The sequence below is a fragment of the Streptomyces cavernae genome, assembly GCF_004023625.1.
GTDB classification, from domain to species: domain Bacteria; phylum Actinomycetota; class Actinomycetes; order Streptomycetales; family Streptomycetaceae; genus Streptomyces; species Streptomyces cavernae.
In genome coordinates this window covers 172213-188693 of sequence record NZ_RPDJ01000027.1, presented here as the reverse complement: position 1 = coordinate 188693, position 16481 = coordinate 172213, and the positions used below count along the sequence as shown (strand labels likewise).

Genomic DNA, 16481 nt, shown 5'->3' with positions numbered 1-16481 from the left:
AGATGGCGGAGCTCACGATCCGGCCGGAGGAGATCCGGGACGCGCTGGAGAACTTCGTCCAGTCGTACAAGCCGGACGCGGCCTCGCGCGAGGAGGTCGGTACGGTCACCCTTGCCGGTGACGGCATCGCGAAGGTCGAGGGCCTTCCCTCGGCCATGGCCAACGAACTGCTGAAGTTCGAGGACGGCACCCTCGGCCTCGCGCTGAACCTGGAAGAGCGCGAGATCGGCGCCATCGTCCTCGGTGAGTTCAGCGGCATCGAGGAGGGTCAGCCGGTGCAGCGCACCGGTGAGGTCCTGTCGGTCGCCGTGGGCGAGGGCTACCTCGGCCGCGTCGTCGACCCGCTCGGCACCCCGATCGACGGACTCGGCGAGATCGAGACCGACGGCCGCCGCGCCCTCGAACTGCAGGCCCCGGGCGTCATGGTCCGTAAGTCGGTGCACGAGCCGATGGAGACCGGCTACAAGGCCGTCGACGCGATGACCCCGATCGGCCGCGGCCAGCGCCAGCTGATCATCGGTGACCGTCAGACCGGCAAGACCGCCCTGGCCGTCGACACGATCATCAACCAGCGCGACAACTGGCGCTCGGGCGACCCGAACAAGCAGGTCCGCTGCATCTACGTCGCCATCGGCCAGAAGGGCTCCACCATCGCGTCCGTGCGCGGCGCCCTGGAGGAGGCCGGCGCGCTCGAGTACACGACGATCGTCGCAGCCCCGGCGTCCGACCCGGCCGGCTTCAAGTACCTGGCCCCGTACACCGGTTCGGCCATCGGCCAGCACTGGATGTACCAGGGCAAGCACGTCCTGATCATCTTCGACGACCTCTCGAAGCAGGCCGACGCCTACCGCGCCGTGTCCCTGCTGCTGCGCCGCCCGCCGGGCCGTGAGGCCTACCCGGGTGACGTCTTCTACCTGCACTCCCGTCTGCTGGAGCGTTGCGCCAAGCTGTCGGACGACATGGGTGCCGGCTCGATGACCGGTCTGCCGATCGTCGAGACCAAGGCCAACGACGTCTCGGCGTTCATCCCGACCAACGTCATCTCCATCACCGACGGCCAGTGCTTCCTGGAGTCCGACCTGTTCAACGCCGGTCAGCGCCCGGCCCTGAACGTCGGTATCTCGGTCTCCCGCGTGGGTGGTTCCGCCCAGCACAAGGCGATGCGCCAGGTGTCCGGCCGTCTGCGCGTGGACCTCGCCCAGTTCCGTGAGCTGGAGGCGTTCGCCGCCTTCGGTTCCGACCTGGACGCCGCGTCCAAGGCGCAGCTGGAGCGTGGTCAGCGCATGGTCGAGCTGCTGAAGCAGCCGCAGTACCAGCCGATGGCCACCGAGGACCAGGTCGTCTCCATCTGGGCCGGCACCAACGGCAAGATGGACGACGTCCCCGTCGCCGACATCCGCCGCTTCGAGAAGGAGCTCCACGAGTACCTGCACCGCAAGGAGCAGGGCCTCATGACCTCCATCAAGGAGGGCGGCAAGATGTCCGACGACACGATCCAGGCGATCACCGACGCCGTCGCGGAGTTCAAGAAGCAGTTCGAGACTTCGGACGGCAAGCTGCTCGGCGAGGACGTCCCGGCCGCTGCCGCCAAGTGACGTAAGGAAGGGACCTGACTCATGGGAGCTCAGCTCCGGGTCTACAAGCGTCGCATCCGATCCGTCACCGCGACCAAGAAGATCACCAAGGCGATGGAGATGATCGCCGCCTCGCGCGTCGTCAAGGCGCAGCGCAAGGTGGCGGCCTCCACGCCCTACGCGACCGAGCTGACACGCGCGGTCACGGCGGTGGGCACGGGTTCGAACACCAAGCACCCGCTGACCACGGAGGCGGACAACCCGACCCGCGCCGCGGTGCTGCTCCTCACGAGCGACCGCGGTCTGGCCGGCGCCTTCAACTCCAACGCCATCAAGGGTGCGGAGCAGCTCACCGAGCGCCTCGAGCGCGAGGGCAAGGAGGTCGACATGTACATCGTCGGCCGCCGCGGTGTCGCCCACTACAACTTCCGTGAGCGGAAGATCGCGGAACAGTGGACCGGCTTCACCGACGAGCCCACGTACGCGGACGCCAAGAAGGTTGCCGGCCCCCTGATCGAGGCCATCGAGAAGGACACGGCGGACGGCGGAGTGGACGAACTCCACATCGTCTACACCGAGTTCGTGTCGATGATGACGCAGACGGCGATCGACGCCCGTCTGCTGCCGCTCCGCCTCGAAGAGGTCGCCGAGGAGGCCCCGCCGAAGGGCGAGATTCTCCCGCTGTACGACTTCGAGCCCTCGGCGGAGGACGTCCTCGACGCCCTGCTGCCGCGGTACGTCGAGAGCCGCATCTACAACGCGCTGCTCCAGTCGGCGGCGTCGAAGCACGCCGCCACCCGGCGCGCGATGAAGTCGGCGACCGACAACGCGGGAGAGCTCATCGAGACGCTCACCCGGCTTGCCAACCAGGCCCGCCAGGCCGAAATCACCCAGGAAATCAGCGAGATCGTCGGTGGCGCGAGCGCCCTCGCCGACGCGACCGCGGGGAGTGACAGGTAATGACGACGACAGTTGAGACGGCCGTTGCCACGGGCCGCGTCGCCCGGGTCATCGGCCCGGTCGTCGACGTGGAGTTCCCCGTCGACGCGATGCCGGAGATTTACAACGCCCTTCACGTCGAGGTCTCCGACCCGGCCAAGGCGGGCGAGAAGAAGACGCTGACCCTCGAGGTCGCCCAGCACCTGGGTGACGGCCTGGTCCGCACGATCTCCATGCAGCCCACCGACGGCCTGGTACGCCAGTCCCCGGTCACCGACACCGGCACGGGAATCAGCGTCCCGGTCGGCGACTTCACCAAGGGCAAGGTGTTCAACACCCTCGGTGAGGTGCTGAACGTCGACGAGTCCTACGAGGGTGAGCGCTGGCCGATCCACCGCAAGGCCCCCGACTTCGACCAGCTCGAGTCCAAGACCGAGATGTTCGAGACCGGCCTGAAGGTCGTCGACCTTCTCACCCCCTACGTCAGGGGCGGCAAGATCGGTCTGTTCGGTGGTGCCGGCGTCGGCAAGACCGTGCTGATCCAGGAAATGATCATGCGTGTCGCCAACCTCCACGAGGGCGTCTCCGTCTTCGCGGGCGTCGGTGAGCGCACCCGTGAGGGCAACGACCTCATCGCGGAGATGGAAGAGTCCGGCGTTCTGGACAAGACCGCCCTCGTCTTCGGTCAGATGGACGAGCCCCCGGGCACCCGTCTGCGCGTCGCCCTGGCCGGCCTGACCATGGCGGAGTACTTCCGCGATGTGCAGAAGCAGGACGTGCTGTTCTTCATCGACAACATCTTCCGCTTCACCCAGGCCGGTTCCGAGGTGTCCACCCTGCTCGGCCGTATGCCGTCCGCGGTGGGATACCAGCCGAACCTGGCCGACGAGATGGGTCTCCTCCAGGAGCGCATCACCTCGACGCGCGGTCACTCGATCACCTCGATGCAGGCGATCTACGTCCCCGCCGACGACCTGACCGACCCGGCCCCGGCCACCACCTTCGCCCACCTCGACGCGACGACGGTTCTGTCCCGTCCGATCTCCGAGAAGGGCATCTACCCGGCTGTCGACCCGCTGGACTCCACGTCCCGCATCCTCGACCCGCGGTACATCTCGCAGGACCACTACGACTGCGCGATGCGGGTGAAGAACATCCTGCAGAAGAACAAGGACCTGCAGGACATCATCGCGATCCTCGGTATCGACGAGCTCGGCGAGGAGGACAAGCTCGTCGTCCACCGGGCCCGTCGCGTGGAGCGCTTCCTGTCCCAGAACACCCACGCCGCGAAGCAGTTCACCGGTGTGGACGGTTCGGACGTACCGCTGGACGAGTCGGTCGCCGCGTTCAACGCGATCTGCGACGGCGAGTACGACCACTTCCCGGAGCAGGCGTTCTTCATGTGCGGTGGTCTTGAGGACCTGAAGAAGAACGCGAAGGAGCTGGGCGTCTCCTAACGCCCCGTGTTCCGGTTCTTGACCGGAGCGCTTGACTCCAGTGAGCCTCGTGCTCTTGAAGGGGGGCGGGGTGCGTCCCGCCCCCCTTCGTACGCCTACTAGACTTTGACCCAACACCCGGTGGCCATCATCGGGTGGTGACCCGAGGAGCCCACCTTGGCTGCTGAGCTGCACGTCGAGCTCGTCGCCGCGGACCGCAGTGTCTGGTCCGGCGAGGCCACCCTGGTCGTCGCGCGCACCACGTCCGGCGACATCGGCGTCATGGCCGGACACCAGCCGCTGCTCGGTGTGCTGGAGTCGGGCCCGGTGACCATCCGTACGAGCGAGGGAGGGACGGTCGTCGCCGCGGTGCACGGCGGTTTCGTCTCGTTCGCGGACAACAAGCTGTCGCTGCTGGCCGAGATCGCCGAGCTGTCGGACGAGATCGACATCGAGCGTGCGGAGCGGGCGCTCGAGCGCGCGAAGGGGGAGGACGATGCCTCCGCCGAGCGTCGCGCGGACGTTCGTCTGCGAGCGGTGGCGGCGCGCTGAAACCGGCGCGCCCGAGGGAAGTGACTCAGCCGCGGCCAGGACCGGAGGTTCCTCCGGACCGGGTCGCGGCTGAGGCAATGCGGGTGCTGTTTTCCGTTCCGTTACCTAGGAGACGAGGAGGTCGGTGTCGATGGTCCTCGCTCTGACTGTGTGCGGCTTGGTGATCGTGCTCGTAGCGGTGGGGCTGTTCGTCTTCGGCCTGCGCCGCAGACTGATCCAGCGCTCCGGAGGCACCTTCGACTGCAGTCTGCGCTGGAACGCCCCGGAGAAGAGCGACACCAGCGGCAAGGGCTGGGGCTACGGCATCGCCCGCTACAACGGTGACCGCATCGAGTGGTTCCGGGTCTTCTCCTACGCACCCCGCCCCCGCCGCATCCTGGAACGCTCGGCCATCGAGGTGGCCGGCCGCCGGGCCCCGGAGGGCGAGGAGGAACTGGCGCTGCTCTCCGACGCGATCATCCTCGCCTGTCAGCACCGCGGCACCCGACTGGAGCTGGCGATGAGCGAGGACGCGCTGACCGGCTTCCTCGCCTGGCTGGAGGCGGCCCCGCCCGGGCAGCGAGTGAACGTGGCGTGACGTGCGGTCCCGTGCGGTGACGATGCCCGTGCGGTGACGACGAGTGGCCCAGCGGTGGCGAGCGGTCCCGTGCGGTGACGAGCGTCCTGCGATGGCAGCGCCCATACTGTGGCGAGTGCCCGTGCCATGACGAGTGCCCCGTGCGGTGGCGAGTGCCTGCGCGGTGGCGAGCGGCCCCGTGCGGTGGCGAGCAGTCCTCTTCGGTGACCGGCGATCCCGTGGCGTGACGAGCGGCACCCGCTCCGAGACATGAGACAGGGGCCCTGTCCCGGAGAGAAATCCCAGGACAGGGCCCCTGCTACTTCGTGTGACGCTTACCGGTCCGGTTACTTCACTGGTCCGGTCACTTCAGAGATCCGGTCACTTCAGTCCGGTGTTGATCGCGCTCACCAGGTCGCCGTCGCTGGTGTCACCGCTGAACTCCCAGAAGAACGCACCGCCCAGGTCCTGCGACCTGGCCCACTTCATCTTGCCGAGGATCGTGGCCGGGGTGTCGTAGGACCACCAGTCGCTGCCGCAGTGCGCGTACGCAGTGCCACCGACCGTGCCGGTCGCGGGGCAGATGGTCTCCAGGACCTTGTAGTCCTCGAAGCCGTTCTCCCAGATGCCCGTTGCCGCTCCCGTGGCCGTGCCGCCCGGCGCCGCCTGGGTGACACCCGTCCAGCCGCGGCCGTAGAAGCCGATGCCGAGCAGGAGCTTCTTCGAGGGGACGCCCTGCTTCTTGTACGCGGCGATCGCCTCGGCGGAGGTGAAGCCCTTCTGCGGGATGCCCGCGTAGGGGAAGAGCGGGGAGTGCGGGGCGGTCGGGCCTGCCGCGGCCCAGGCGCCGAAGAAGTCGTAGGTCATGACGTTGTACCAGTTGAGGTACTTGGCCGCGCCCGCGTAGTCGACGGCGCTGATCTTGCCGCCGCTGGAGGCGTCGGCGGTGACCGCGGCGGTGACGAGGTAGCGCGAACCGAACTTGGCGCGCAGGGCCTTCATCATGTCCCGGTAGGCCGTCGGACCGCTGGTGTCGCAGGTCAGACCGCAGGCGTTCGGGTACTCCCAGTCGATGTCGATGCCGTCGAACACATCGGCCCAGCGCGGGTCCTCGACCAGGTCGTAGCAGGACTGGGCGAAGGCAGCCGGGTCCTTGGCGGCCTCACCGAAACCGCCGGACCAGGTCCAACCGCCGAACGACCAGAGGATCTTGATGTTCGGGTACTTGGCCTTCAGTTCGCGAAGTTGGTTGAAGTTGCCCTTCAGTGCCTGGTCATCGGTGTCGGCGACCCCGTCCACCGAGTTCTCGGCGGAGACCGGCATCTCGTAGTCGGCCCACGAGTCGCCGATGGCGCACTTGCCGTCGGTGACGTTGCCGAACGCGTAGTTGATGTGCGTGATCTTCTCGGCGGAGCCGGAGGTCACCAGGTTCTTGACGTTGTAGTTGCGGCCGTAGACGCCCCACTCGATGAAGTAGCCGAGCTTGACCTGCTCGGACGGGGCCGGGGACACCGGGATGTCGGCGGCCGCCGCGGAGGCGGCGGACGCTGCCGGTTGGGCGCTCGCGTGGCCTGCGAGGCCGGCGAGCGGAAGCAGCAGGGTGGCGACTCCTGCCGCGACGAAATGTCTGAAGCGCATGCTGCGCCTCCTTGGGTCTCGGTGCATGCGGTGAGCGCGAGTGCGATGCATGAGCGCAGTGCGGCGAGAATAGAAAGGTCTGGACCACCGGTCAATAGGTCTGGACCAGTGAACGATGCTGATACGTGGGTTACAGGGGTAAACGGGATTGACCGGCGAGTCGCGGCCCGGGTGGCTGGTTGGCCCTATTGGGGCGGAGACATGCCTGGGCCGGGGTGCGGTCTGACGAAGGCCGCGCGTGCCGCCGTGCCTCGGTGCTGTGCATGCCTTGCGCGCTGTGGGTGCCTTGTGTGCTGCGCGTGTTGGCGCCCCGTGCGGCACGCGCCTGTGGGCCGCGCGGGCTTCTGATGGTGTGGCGGGGCGGGAACGCCGGCTCGCGGCGTGAGCTGTGATCGTGTGGCGGGGCGGGAACGCCGGCTCGCGGCGGAAGCCCCCCGTTCACGCCCGCCCCGCGCTCACACTCCCAACTCCTGTGCCAACACCGCCGCCTGCACCCGGCTGCGCAGCTCCAGCTTGCCGAGGAGCCTGCTGACATGGGTTTTCACGGTTGCCTCGGCCATGTCGAGACGAGCTGCGATCTCCGCGTTGGAGAGTCCATCGCCGAGGCACGACAGCACTTCGCGCTCGCGGCGGGTGAGGGCGTCGAGCACCGCCGGGTCCGGCCCCGGCTCCGCCACCGGCTTCGCCGCGAACTCCGCGATCAGCCGCCGGGTCACCGAGGGCGAGATCAGCCCCTCGCCACGCGCCACCGTGCGCACGGCCGTGAGCAGCTCCTTCGCCTCCGTGTTCTTCAGCAGGAACCCGGAGGCACCGGCCCGCAGTGCGCCGAAGACGTATTCGTCGAGGTCGAAGGTGGTGAGTACAAGGACATCGGCGAGTTGTTCGGCGACGACCTGGCGGGTGGCCGACACCCCGTCCAGACGCGGCATCTGAATGTCCATCAGGACGACGTCCGGTTTCAGCTCGCGGGCCAGGGTCACCGCCTGCTCGCCGTCCGCGGCCTCCCCGACCACCTCGATGTCGGGCGCACTGCGCAGGATGAGGACGAGCCCGGCGCGCACGGCGGACTGGTCCTCGGCGACGAGCACTCGGATCACGCGCTCTCTCCTTCGCTGATCGGGAGGATCGGCAGGGTCACGGACACCGTCCATACCTTGCCGTCCGGGGAGTCCTCCGGACCGGCCGTGAAGGTGCCCTGCAGCAGGGCCACCCGCTCGCGCATCCCGACCAGGCCCGCACCCGAACCGGGGGCGCGCGGGCCGGTGTCCACCACCCCGTCGAACGGACTGGTCACCCGCACGACGAGCGCGCCGTCGAGCTGGGTGAGGGCGACGGTGACCCGGCCGGGGGAGGCGTGCTTCAGGGCGTTGGTCAGGGATTCCTGCACGATGCGGTACGCGGCCAGTTCGACCGGGGCGGGCAGTGCCCCGTGTGTGCTGTCGAGTACGACGTCGAGGCCGTTGGTGCGGGCGCCGTCGACCAGGGCGCCGAGCCCGTCGAGCGTGGGTGCCGCGGCCGGCTCGAGGTCCCCACTGCCGTCCCGGAGGATCCCGATCAACCGGCGCATCTCGGCGAGTCCCTCGACGCTGTTCTCGCGGATGACCGTGAGGGCGTCCTGGGAGGTCACGGGATCGTTCAGGGAGAGCGCGGCCGTGGAGTGGATGGCGATCGCGGACAGGTGGTTGGCGACCAGGTCGTGCAACTCCCGTGCCATCCTCGCCCGTTCGGCGGTGACAGCCTGGACGCGGTCCATCTCGGCGAGCAGGGCGGTCTGTTCGGCGCGCAGCCGGGCGGCCTCGGCGGCGTCGCGGTGGTCGCGGACGATCAGGCCGGTGACGGCGGGACCGAACGTCACGGCACCGATGATCACACCGATCAGCAGCCCCTCCGGCCTCCGCGACACCGCGAACGGCACCACCGTGCCGGCCACCGTGAGCAGCCCGGTGATCCAGGGGATGCGACGCGCCGAGGCGGGCGGCCCGTACAGGACGGCCGCGTACACCAGGTCCGTGTACATCAGCAGGGTGACAAGGTTGCCCTGGGTCATGACGTCGGCGGTCAACGCCGCGGTGCCGATCAGCAGGACCGCCCGCGGCGTGGTCCGGCGCAGCACCTCGCAGCAGGCCATCACGGCGAGCGGCAGGAGGACCGGCCAGCGGCCCGGCCAGAGCACGTACGATTCCTCCGCCGGGCGCATGCCCAGGCCTATGCCCCACAGCAGCAGCCCGCCGAGCAGTCCGGCGAGCGCCGCGCACACGTCGAAGCGGTGTGGGCGGGGGAGTCGTACGGCCATGCCACCATCCAACACGGCACACGGCCCGCCTGCCTGCTCCCCGGGAAGGGTCCCGGACTGCATCTTTCGATGTACCGCGAGTTCGTCTGTGGTGACGACGCTTCACGCCCTCGTGCCCGGGAGTCTGGATGGGTGACAGAGGGGAGCGAGTCGTGATCCTGGCGTTGATCATCGCCTGCGAGGTCGGCTTCTGGGTGCTGCTGGCGCTTGGCCTGGGCGCGCGCTATCTGCTCAAGTGGCGCCGCACGAGCGTGGTCCTGCTGCTCGGCGAGCCGGTGCTGGAGCTGGTCCTGTTCGTGGTGACGGCGGTCGACCTGAAGAACGGTGCCGAGCCGAGCTGGGAGCACGGCGTGGCGGCGCTGTACATCGGTTACACGGTCGCGTACGGCCACTACACGATCCGCTGGCTCGACGGCCACGCCGCCCACCGGCTGTCGGGGGCGCCGAAACCGGTGGGACCCCCGCGCTACGGCATGGCCCGGGCCCGGCACGAGGGTCGCCTGTGGCTGCGTACGGTTCTGGCGGCAGCGGTGGCCTGCGCACTGCTGCAGGGCGCCGTCTGGTACGTCGGCGACAGCGGCGACGTCTCCTCCCTGCGGTCCTTCCAGGGGACGGCGCTGAGGGCCGCCGGGATCCACGGCCTCGTCGCCCTCGCGTACCTGATCTGGCCGAAGAAGGCACCGAAGGACGAGCCGGACCCGTCCACGGAACGGAAGGAGAGTGTCCGCCGATGAGCCGGGCGCGCAAGAACCTGCTGGAGGGCACCGTCACCCTCGCGATCGGTCTGGTGCTGTGGATGTTCACCGGCGGAGTGGAGGTCCCGGTCGTCACGCTGACGAAGGCCGGTGTGGTCCTGATGTGCGTCGGTGGCCTGCAGGTCACCGTGGGCGCGTACCAGACGGTGCGCACATCGGTACGGTAGCGCTGCTCAGCGCTCCCCGCCCGGCACCCACAGCACGTCCCCGACACCCCTGTTGGCGGTGCGGGCCAGGATGAACAGCAGGTCCGACAGCCGGTTGAGATAGGTCGCCGTCAGGGGGTTCATCGTCTCGCCGTGCACCTCCAGCGCTGCCCACGTCGAACGCTCCGCCCGCCGGACCACGGTGCACGCCTGGTGCAGCAGGGCCGCGCCGGGAGTGCCGCCGGGGAGGATGAAGGAGCGCAGCTTCTCCAACTCGGCGTTGAAGCGGTCGCAGTCCGCCTCGAGTTTGTCGATGTAGAACTGTTCGACGCGCAGCGGCGGGAACTCGGGGTTCTCGACCACGGGTGTCGACAGGTCCGCGCCCACGTCGAACAGGTCGTTCTGCACGCGGGTGAGGACCTTGACGACCTCCTCGTGGAGACTGCCCAGCGCGATCGCCGTGCCGATCACCGCGTTCGCCTCGTTGGCGTCCGCGTACGCCGTGATGCGCGGATCGGTCTTGGGGACGCGGCTCATGTCACCGAGATGGGTCGTGCCCGTGTCGCCGGTCCGCGTGTAGATGCGTGTCAGATTGACCATGTGACCAGCCTAATTAGGCTCCGGCCGTCCGGAACACCCGTGTGCCCACTGTCACCGCCAGCACCGTGAGGCCGAGCGCGACGACGACGCCGTACAGCATGCTGCTCGTCGTGTACGAACCCACGTACGCGTCCCGCACCGCGTCCACCAGGTAGCGGAACGGCATGAAGTGCGAGAGCATGTCCAGCCAGCCGGGTGCCAGCGACATCGGGAGCATCAGGCCGGACAGGAGCATCGCCGGCATGCTGACCGCGTTGATCGTCGGACCGAATTCCTGGGGCGTACGGACCTTCATGGCCAGCGCGTACGACAGCGACGCCAGCGACAGCGTCAGCAGCGCCACGAACGCGAAGCCGATGAGGATGCCGCCGAGCGGTGCGCGCAGGCCCAGGGCCACGGCGGCGAGCACCAGCAGCACCGCCTGGAAGACGAAGAGCGCGGCGTCCCGCAGCACCCGGCCGAGCAGCAGCGCGAGCCGGCTGACGGGGGTGACCCGCATCCGCTCCACGATCCCCGCGCCGTTCTCGATGATGATGCTGAAGCCCGCGAACGAGGCCCCGAACAGCCCGAGTTGGAGTAACAAGCCGGGGACGAGGACCTGCCAGGAACTGCCCCGGGCACCGAGCGGCAGATCGGTGAGCAGCGGACCGAAGAAGATCAGGTACAGCAGCGGCATCAGTACGCCGAAGAGCATCGCGAAGCGGGAGCGCAGGGTCTGGCGGGCGTAGCGCCCGAAGATGATCGCGGTGTCGTGGAGAAGCATGGGTGTCCTCGGTGTTTGGCGGGTCTGGTGCCGGGGCGAACGTTGCCTGTCGGGGCACTAGACGGCTACGGGAGTGGTGTCCGCCGGTGCCGGGCCGCGCCCGGTGACGGCGAGGAAGGTGTCCTGGAGCGTGGCGTCGATCGAACCGCCGTACCGCAGCTTGAGCGCGCTCGGCGTGCCCTCGGCCACGACGACGCCGGCATCGACGATGACGAGCCGGTCGGAGAGCGCGTCCGCCTCGTCGAGGTAGTGCGTCGTGAGGAAGACGGTCGTGCCGTGCTCGTCGCGCAGCCGTCGCACCAGGTCCCACAGGTCGGCCCGGCTGCCGGGGTCCAGACCGGTCGTGGGCTCGTCCAGGAACAGCACGCGGGGGCGGTGGGTGAGGGCCATCGCGATGTCGAGGCGGCGCCGCTGGCCGCCGGAGAGCGCGGCCGTCTTGCGGTCGAGCAGTTCGGCGAGGCCGAGGTCGTCGGCAAGTTCCAGGGCACGTTCGATGGCCTGACTCTTCGTCAGACGGTACAGCCGTCCCTGGGTCACGAGTTCCTCCCGCACGGTCACGTGCGGGTCGACGCCGCCGGACTGTGCGACGTAGCCGCTGGCGCGGCGCACCCCGGCGGGATCGGTGGCGAGGTCGTGGCCGGCGATGGTGGCCGCGCCGCCGGTGGGTTTGAGCAGGGTCGTGAGCATCCGGAGCGTGGTCGTCTTGCCCGCTCCGTTCGGGCCGAGGAAGCCGAGGATCTCGCCGGCCTCGATGGTGAGGTCGATACCGCGCACGGCCTGAACCGGGCCGTGTTTCGTCTGGAAGGTACGGGCCAGTCGGGCCGCACTGATGATTGCCATGCCGCAAGGAAAACAGAGTCACTGAAATTTTGCAACGGCACCAAAATTTGAGAGGCCCCAAGATTGGAGTCTTCGGCCTACGATGACGTCATGACAGAGGGGCTCAGGGAGCGGAAGAAGCGCGAGACGAGGCAGCGCATTTCGGACATCGCCACGAGTCTTTTTATGGAGCACGGCTTTGTGACGGTGACCATCGCCGAGGTCGCGGACGCCGCGGACGTCTCCGTCAACACGGTCTACAACTACTTCCCCGCCAAGGAAGACCTCTTCCTCGACCGCAGCAAGGGCGTCGTCGACCGGCTCGCCCGCTGGGTGCGCGGCCGCGACATCGGGGAGTCGGCCGCCGCGGCCGTCCTGCGTGAACTGCGCGACGAGGTCGAGGCCGTGTCGCCGCGCGTCGGACTGATGTCGGGGTACGACCGCTTCATGAAGGTCATCCACGAGGCGCCGCCCCTGCGCTCCCGGCTGTGGAGCATCCAGCAGGAGGTGCAGGACAACCTCGAGGCGACCCTGCGCGAGGAGACCGGTGCCACGGCCGACGACCCGATGCCCACGCTGATCGCCGGCCAGATCAACTGGCTCCACCAGACCGTGATGGCCGTCATCGGGCGCGAGATGATCGCCGGACGCGACCCCGAAGAGGTGTCGCGGGAGGTGCTGGTACTGCTCGACGAGATGGAGGGCCTGTTGAGCGAGAAGGTCGCCAACTACGCCGTCCGCCCCGCCGTGTGAGCCGCTCGATGTGATGTCCGTCAGATGAGACGTGACGCGCATTACTTACCGGTCACAGCGGGCACTCTCGGGCGCTAGTGTCCGCCGCAGGGGCGATTTGAGCGGCGTGTAAGGGGGGCGTGATGGGTGTGGTGGACCTCGTACGAGAACCTCGTCCGGCGCCGGTTGGTGCGCCGGACGGCTGACACCGGTGACATCGACGCCGGGAGCGGGCAGGGCTTTTACACGCACGACACCGTGAGCGCCAACTGGCGTGCACCCCATCGGGTGATTTCGGTATCGGTTCGCTTACAAGGAGCAACTCTGCTCCCCTTCGCGCCGTCAGACGTTGCACAGCCGTCGGCCCGCAACGGCCGGGCCGTGACGCGCGGGCGGCGCGGCCGGCGCAAACGGACAGCAGCACAGACAGCACAGACAGCACAGACAGCACAAGCAGACGCAGAGCACGTGACGCACTCACGGGGAGCGCATATGCACATCAGGGGCGACCACGCCGAACTGGTCGTCGGGGGCCGCCTCGATGTCCGCAGTGCGGCGGACGCCCGTACGGTCCTGCACTCGGCAGTCGACGACGGAGCCGGCGATCTGGTGCTCGACCTGTCCGAGCTGGACTCCTGGGACGCCACCGGACTCGGGGTGATCATGGGGGCCCACCGACGCGCCGGGCGGTGCGGCAGACGACTTGTCCTGCGCGCGGTGCCGCCGCAGATGCAACGTCTGCTGGTGGCGACCCGGTTGCACCGCATCCTGGCGATCGAAGGCGGAATCGGCGTCGAATCCCTGCCCCGCGTTTGAGTGCGCCGGGTCCGCCGGCCGTATTCGTAGACGCAGGGGTGCCTGCTGCCGCCGGACCGCCGCAGGAAACGTACGTCACGCGCAATCCTCACGAGACTGTGACGTCCAGGACGGCGCGGTACCCCGCATGTTCGGCGATACTGTGCAAAGGTTTAGGGTTCGGTCGCCCGAAGCATCACGAACCCACGACAGAGCGGGCAACCGGACCAGAAGCGACAGCGCGGTGTGCGACAAGGCCGGGAGGGGCTCGGCACACGACGCTTTTGGGGGGCTTGGATCTATGGACCCGACGAATCACGGGGCCGGCGAGTACGGTCACGACAGCGAGGAGTTGGCGCCCGCGCGCCTGTCGCGCGAAGCTCTGACTCCTGATTTCGGCCAGCACACACCCATGGTCGCCCGCACGGTTCAGCTCGTGTCCGGCGACTTCCTGCTGACCGTCAACCCCGTCGACGGCAGCGAGATAGAACCCTGCCCGCCGGGCGAACATCCGCCGCCGCCGGTCAAGTACACCGCCGCGGAGCGCGCCGAGCGGGAACGCGGCGCGCGGCCGCCGGTGCCGCCCGGACCCGCGTCGGCGCCCCTGCTGCCGCTGATCCAGCGCCAGGAGGAACGCGAGCGGCTGGTGCACCTGGTGGCGCGGGGACGTTCGGTGCGGCTCACCGGACCCGCCGGTTCCGGCCGCACCGCGCTGCTGGACGCCGTCGCCGAGGACTGCGCGGACCTCGCGCCGGACGGGGTGGTCCGGCTCACCGGCTACCGCCGTACGGCGAGCGATCTGCTGTTCGACCTCTTCTCCGCGGTTTACAAATGCGAGCTCCACCGGCCGGACGACGCCGTCATGGCGACCCTCGTCCGCGAGATCGGCGCCGTCGTCGTGGTCGACGACCTGGAACTCGGGGGCGGAGCCCTCGACGAACTCCTCGACGCCACGCCCGAATGCGCCTTCCTGCTGTCCGCGACGCCCGACGTGCCCGCCCCGTCCCCCGAGACGCACCTCGAGGAGATCTTCCTCGCGGGTCTCGACCGGGTCGGCAGCGTGCAGTTGCTGGAGTCCTGCGTCGGACGCGCTCTGACGGAGGACGAGTCGAACTGGGCGGGCGACCTGTGGTTCGAGTCCGAAGGCCTGCCCATCAGATTCATGCAGGCCGGAGCCCTGCTGCGGCAGCGCGACGAACTGCGCGCCGACCCGGACGCCTTCGACGAGTTCGGCTACTACGAAGACGCTCCCGTGGACGCGCCCCTCGATGTCGAGGACGTCCAGGACGTCCCGCTGCCCTCGCTCGCCGAGGGCGCCGCCCCCGCCGAACTGCTGGCCTCGCGCCTCAGCGAGTCGGCGCGCGTCACCCTGCGCTTCGCGGTCGCACTCGGCGGCGAGGTGCCGCACCAGGCGCATCTGCCGGCCCTGGTGGGCGACACCCACGCCGACGCGGCCCTCGCCGAACTTGCGGGCTGCTCGCTGCTCTCCCCGGTCGGTTCCCGCTACCGGCTCGCGGCCGGGATGCAGAACCAACTGCTGGACGCCGGATACGGGTCCGACGCCGAGGAGCGGGCCCTGACCGCCGCCCGGCACTACGCGTGGTGGGCCGGGCACCCGTCGGTCACCCCGGAGCGGGTCACCGCCGAGGCGGACGCCGTGCTCGCCGCGCTGACCGCCCTGGTGCCGGTCACCACGACCACCGACGGCGCGGAGCAGAGCGCGGCCGTGATGCTGGCCCGGGCCGCCGCGCCCGCGTTCGCCGCCGGACTCGACTGGAGCGCCTGGGAACGGGCCCTGCGGGCCGGTGCCGAGGCCTCCCGGATGTCCGGCGAAGTCACCGACCAGGCCTACTTCCACCATGAGCTGGGCATCCTCGCGCTTTGCGCGAGGCAGCTGGACCGGTCCCGCGCGGAGTTGGAGGCCTCCATCGGGCTGCGCGGGGCCCTCGCCGACAAGCGTGGCACGGTCGCCGGCCGACGCGCCCTCGCCCTGGTCGCCGACCGCTCCGGTGGCACCCCGCCCGGCGGACGCACCGCCGCCGGCGAGGAGGTGCCGGACGCGCGGCACGAGGAGTCGGCGTCGCCGCCCGGCGGCGTACCGTCCTTCCTCGAGCTGCCGCCCGCTGACCCCTCTCCCGTGCTCACCTACCGCCCGCCCGCCCCGGCGGGCAAGGACGGGAGCGCCCGGCGGCTGCTGCTGACCGCGGGACGGCGCAATCTGGCCGCCGCGAGCGCGGGCGTCGTCCTGGCGGCGGTGCTCGGCACGGTGGTCACGCTCGGCGCGACCTCCGACAGCAGCAACGGCAACGCCCCCTCGGACCGGGTCGGCGTCAACCCGTCGGCCAGCGCGGGCGGCGGAGAGGGCGGGCTCGGCGCGGACGCCCCGAAGCGCGACGACGGCACCGGCTCGACGGCCCGTCCGCTGGACCCCGGTCAGGACGGCATCCTGGGCACCTCGGACGACCCCGAGCCGCCGCCGAGCGACGACGAGGCGACACCCGGTGAGACCGACGACGAGGGCGGCGTCAGCGCCAAGCCGTCCGAGAGCGGCAAGCCGTCGTCGCCGAAGCCGTCGGTCAGCAAGCCGCCGACGACGGAGGAGCCGCCGCCCACGACGGAGGAGCCTCCGCCGCCCACTACGGAGGAGCCTCCGCCGCCTACGACGGAGGAGCCTCCGCCGCCCACCACGGAGGAGCCTCCGCCGCTGCCCCCCACGGACGACCCCGAGCCGCCGGCCACGGCCAGCGGCCCCGCGGACCCCGTCACCAGCGATCCGCCCCCCGCCGACCCGGTCGAGAGCACCTCGGTCGCTCCGTCGGACGCGGGCACTTCCTCGGTGATCTGACGGGAGGCGGGCAACCGCGTCCGGATACGGCACAGGGC

16 protein-coding genes are annotated in these 16481 nt (G+C 69.6%); 10 read left to right on the top strand and 6 right to left on the bottom strand.

Features of this window, described 5'->3' with window-relative positions:
- Positions 1 to 2: 2 nt before the first annotated feature.
- From atpA to EF387_RS32400, 5 genes are all read left to right on the top strand, one after another.
- Positions 3 to 1595: a F0F1 ATP synthase subunit alpha gene (gene atpA, locus EF387_RS32420; protein WP_128380220.1), complete on the top strand. Its 1593-nt coding sequence runs from the start codon at positions 3 to 5 to the stop codon at positions 1593 to 1595.
- Between the two features lie 21 nt (positions 1596 to 1616).
- On the top strand, positions 1617 to 2534 hold the full coding sequence (locus tag EF387_RS32415; protein WP_128380219.1) for a F0F1 ATP synthase subunit gamma: 918 nt from the start codon (positions 1617 to 1619) through the stop codon (positions 2532 to 2534).
- Positions 2534 to 3970: a F0F1 ATP synthase subunit beta gene (gene atpD, locus EF387_RS32410; RefSeq protein ID WP_128380218.1), complete on the top strand. Its 1437-nt coding sequence runs from the start codon at positions 2534 to 2536 to the stop codon at positions 3968 to 3970. Before EF387_RS32415 ends, atpD begins: the two co-directional genes overlap by 1 nt.
- A 156-nt stretch (positions 3971 to 4126) precedes the next feature.
- Entirely contained in the window at positions 4127 to 4501 is a 375-nt protein-coding gene (locus EF387_RS32405; protein WP_128380217.1) for a F0F1 ATP synthase subunit epsilon, read from the top strand.
- A gap of 130 nt (positions 4502 to 4631) precedes the next feature.
- Complete coding sequence (locus tag EF387_RS32400; protein ID WP_128380216.1) at positions 4632 to 5078, top strand: DUF2550 domain-containing protein; 447 nt, start codon at positions 4632 to 4634, stop codon at positions 5076 to 5078.
- A 360-nt stretch (positions 5079 to 5438) separates the two neighbouring features.
- Here EF387_RS32400 and EF387_RS32395 read toward each other — a convergent pair whose 3' ends face one another.
- From EF387_RS32395 to EF387_RS32385, 3 genes are all read right to left on the bottom strand, one after another.
- A complete protein-coding gene (locus EF387_RS32395; RefSeq protein WP_476691251.1) occupies positions 5439 to 6695 on the bottom strand; it encodes a glycoside hydrolase family 18 protein in 1257 nt (418 codons plus the stop codon).
- Between the two features lie 455 nt (positions 6696 to 7150).
- Positions 7151 to 7792, bottom strand: a complete 642-nt coding sequence (locus tag EF387_RS32390; protein WP_128380214.1) for a response regulator — start codon at positions 7790 to 7792, stop codon at positions 7151 to 7153.
- Complete coding sequence (locus EF387_RS32385) at positions 7789 to 8988, bottom strand: sensor histidine kinase (RefSeq protein WP_238431828.1); 1200 nt, start codon at positions 8986 to 8988, stop codon at positions 7789 to 7791. The genes EF387_RS32390 and EF387_RS32385 overlap by 4 nt, the downstream gene beginning before the upstream one ends.
- A gap of 152 nt (positions 8989 to 9140) precedes the next feature.
- Here EF387_RS32385 and EF387_RS32380 point away from each other — a divergent pair, with 152 nt between their 5' ends.
- Complete coding sequence (locus tag EF387_RS32380) at positions 9141 to 9722, top strand: hypothetical protein (protein ID WP_128380251.1); 582 nt, start codon at positions 9141 to 9143, stop codon at positions 9720 to 9722.
- Positions 9719 to 9910: a DUF5708 family protein gene (locus tag EF387_RS32375; RefSeq protein WP_128380212.1), complete on the top strand. Its 192-nt coding sequence runs from the start codon at positions 9719 to 9721 to the stop codon at positions 9908 to 9910. Before EF387_RS32380 ends, EF387_RS32375 begins: the two co-directional genes overlap by 4 nt.
- A gap of 6 nt (positions 9911 to 9916) precedes the next feature.
- Here EF387_RS32375 and EF387_RS32370 read toward each other — a convergent pair whose 3' ends face one another.
- The 3 genes from EF387_RS32370 to EF387_RS32360 are packed head-to-tail and all read right to left on the bottom strand — an operon-like array spanning position 9917 to position 12092.
- Positions 9917 to 10489 (bottom strand): cob(I)yrinic acid a,c-diamide adenosyltransferase, encoded by a 573-nt coding sequence (locus tag EF387_RS32370; RefSeq protein WP_128380211.1) that lies wholly within the window; start codon positions 10487 to 10489, stop codon positions 9917 to 9919.
- A 13-nt stretch (positions 10490 to 10502) separates the two neighbouring features.
- Positions 10503 to 11252 carry an ABC transporter permease gene (locus EF387_RS32365; protein ID WP_128380210.1) on the bottom strand — a complete coding sequence of 250 codons (750 nt, stop codon included), beginning with the start codon at positions 11250 to 11252 and terminating at the stop codon, positions 10503 to 10505.
- A gap of 57 nt (positions 11253 to 11309) precedes the next feature.
- Positions 11310 to 12092, bottom strand: coding sequence for an ABC transporter ATP-binding protein (locus EF387_RS32360; RefSeq protein ID WP_128380209.1), 783 nt, complete (start codon positions 12090 to 12092; stop codon positions 11310 to 11312).
- Positions 12093 to 12182: 90 nt separating this feature from the next.
- Here EF387_RS32360 and EF387_RS32355 point away from each other — a divergent pair, with 90 nt between their 5' ends.
- The 3 genes from EF387_RS32355 to EF387_RS32345 all read left to right on the top strand — a co-directional run bounded on the left by EF387_RS32355 (position 12183) and on the right by EF387_RS32345 (position 16443).
- On the top strand, positions 12183 to 12824 hold the full coding sequence (locus tag EF387_RS32355; protein ID WP_128380208.1) for a TetR/AcrR family transcriptional regulator: 642 nt from the start codon (positions 12183 to 12185) through the stop codon (positions 12822 to 12824).
- Between the two features lie 471 nt (positions 12825 to 13295).
- Entirely contained in the window at positions 13296 to 13619 is a 324-nt protein-coding gene (locus EF387_RS32350) for an STAS domain-containing protein (RefSeq protein WP_128380207.1), read from the top strand.
- A gap of 280 nt (positions 13620 to 13899) precedes the next feature.
- Complete coding sequence (locus EF387_RS32345) at positions 13900 to 16443, top strand: ATP-binding protein (protein WP_128380206.1); 2544 nt, start codon at positions 13900 to 13902, stop codon at positions 16441 to 16443.
- Positions 16444 to 16481: the final 38 nt, after the last annotated feature.

What these genes read in the sequence shown, in the direction of transcription:
- EF387_RS32355 (WP_128380208.1), top strand. Translation starts at nt 12,183, where the DNA reads ATGACAGAGGGGCTCAGGGAGCGGAAGAAGCGCGAGACGAGGCAGCGC.
- EF387_RS32360 (WP_128380209.1), bottom strand. Translation starts at nt 12,092, where the DNA reads ATGGCAATCATCAGTGCGGCCCGACTGGCCCGTACCTTCCAGACGAAA.
- EF387_RS32375 (WP_128380212.1), top strand. Translation starts at nt 9,719, where the DNA reads ATGAGCCGGGCGCGCAAGAACCTGCTGGAGGGCACCGTCACCCTCGCG.
- EF387_RS32350 (WP_128380207.1), top strand. Translation starts at nt 13,296, where the DNA reads ATGCACATCAGGGGCGACCACGCCGAACTGGTCGTCGGGGGCCGCCTC.
- EF387_RS32415 (WP_128380219.1), top strand. Translation starts at nt 1,617, where the DNA reads ATGGGAGCTCAGCTCCGGGTCTACAAGCGTCGCATCCGATCCGTCACC.
- EF387_RS32365 (WP_128380210.1), bottom strand. Translation starts at nt 11,252, where the DNA reads ATGCTTCTCCACGACACCGCGATCATCTTCGGGCGCTACGCCCGCCAG.
- atpD (WP_128380218.1), top strand. Translation starts at nt 2,534, where the DNA reads ATGACGACGACAGTTGAGACGGCCGTTGCCACGGGCCGCGTCGCCCGG.
- EF387_RS32400 (WP_128380216.1), top strand. Translation starts at nt 4,632, where the DNA reads ATGGTCCTCGCTCTGACTGTGTGCGGCTTGGTGATCGTGCTCGTAGCG.
- EF387_RS32370 (WP_128380211.1), bottom strand. Translation starts at nt 10,489, where the DNA reads ATGGTCAATCTGACACGCATCTACACGCGGACCGGCGACACGGGCACG.
- EF387_RS32385 (WP_238431828.1), bottom strand. Translation starts at nt 8,988, where the DNA reads ATGGCCGTACGACTCCCCCGCCCACACCGCTTCGACGTGTGCGCGGCG.
- atpA (WP_128380220.1), top strand. Translation starts at nt 3, where the DNA reads ATGGCGGAGCTCACGATCCGGCCGGAGGAGATCCGGGACGCGCTGGAG.
- EF387_RS32345 (WP_128380206.1), top strand. Translation starts at nt 13,900, where the DNA reads ATGGACCCGACGAATCACGGGGCCGGCGAGTACGGTCACGACAGCGAG.
- EF387_RS32395 (WP_476691251.1), bottom strand. Translation starts at nt 6,695, where the DNA reads ATGCGCTTCAGACATTTCGTCGCGGCAGGAGTCGCCACCCTGCTGCTT.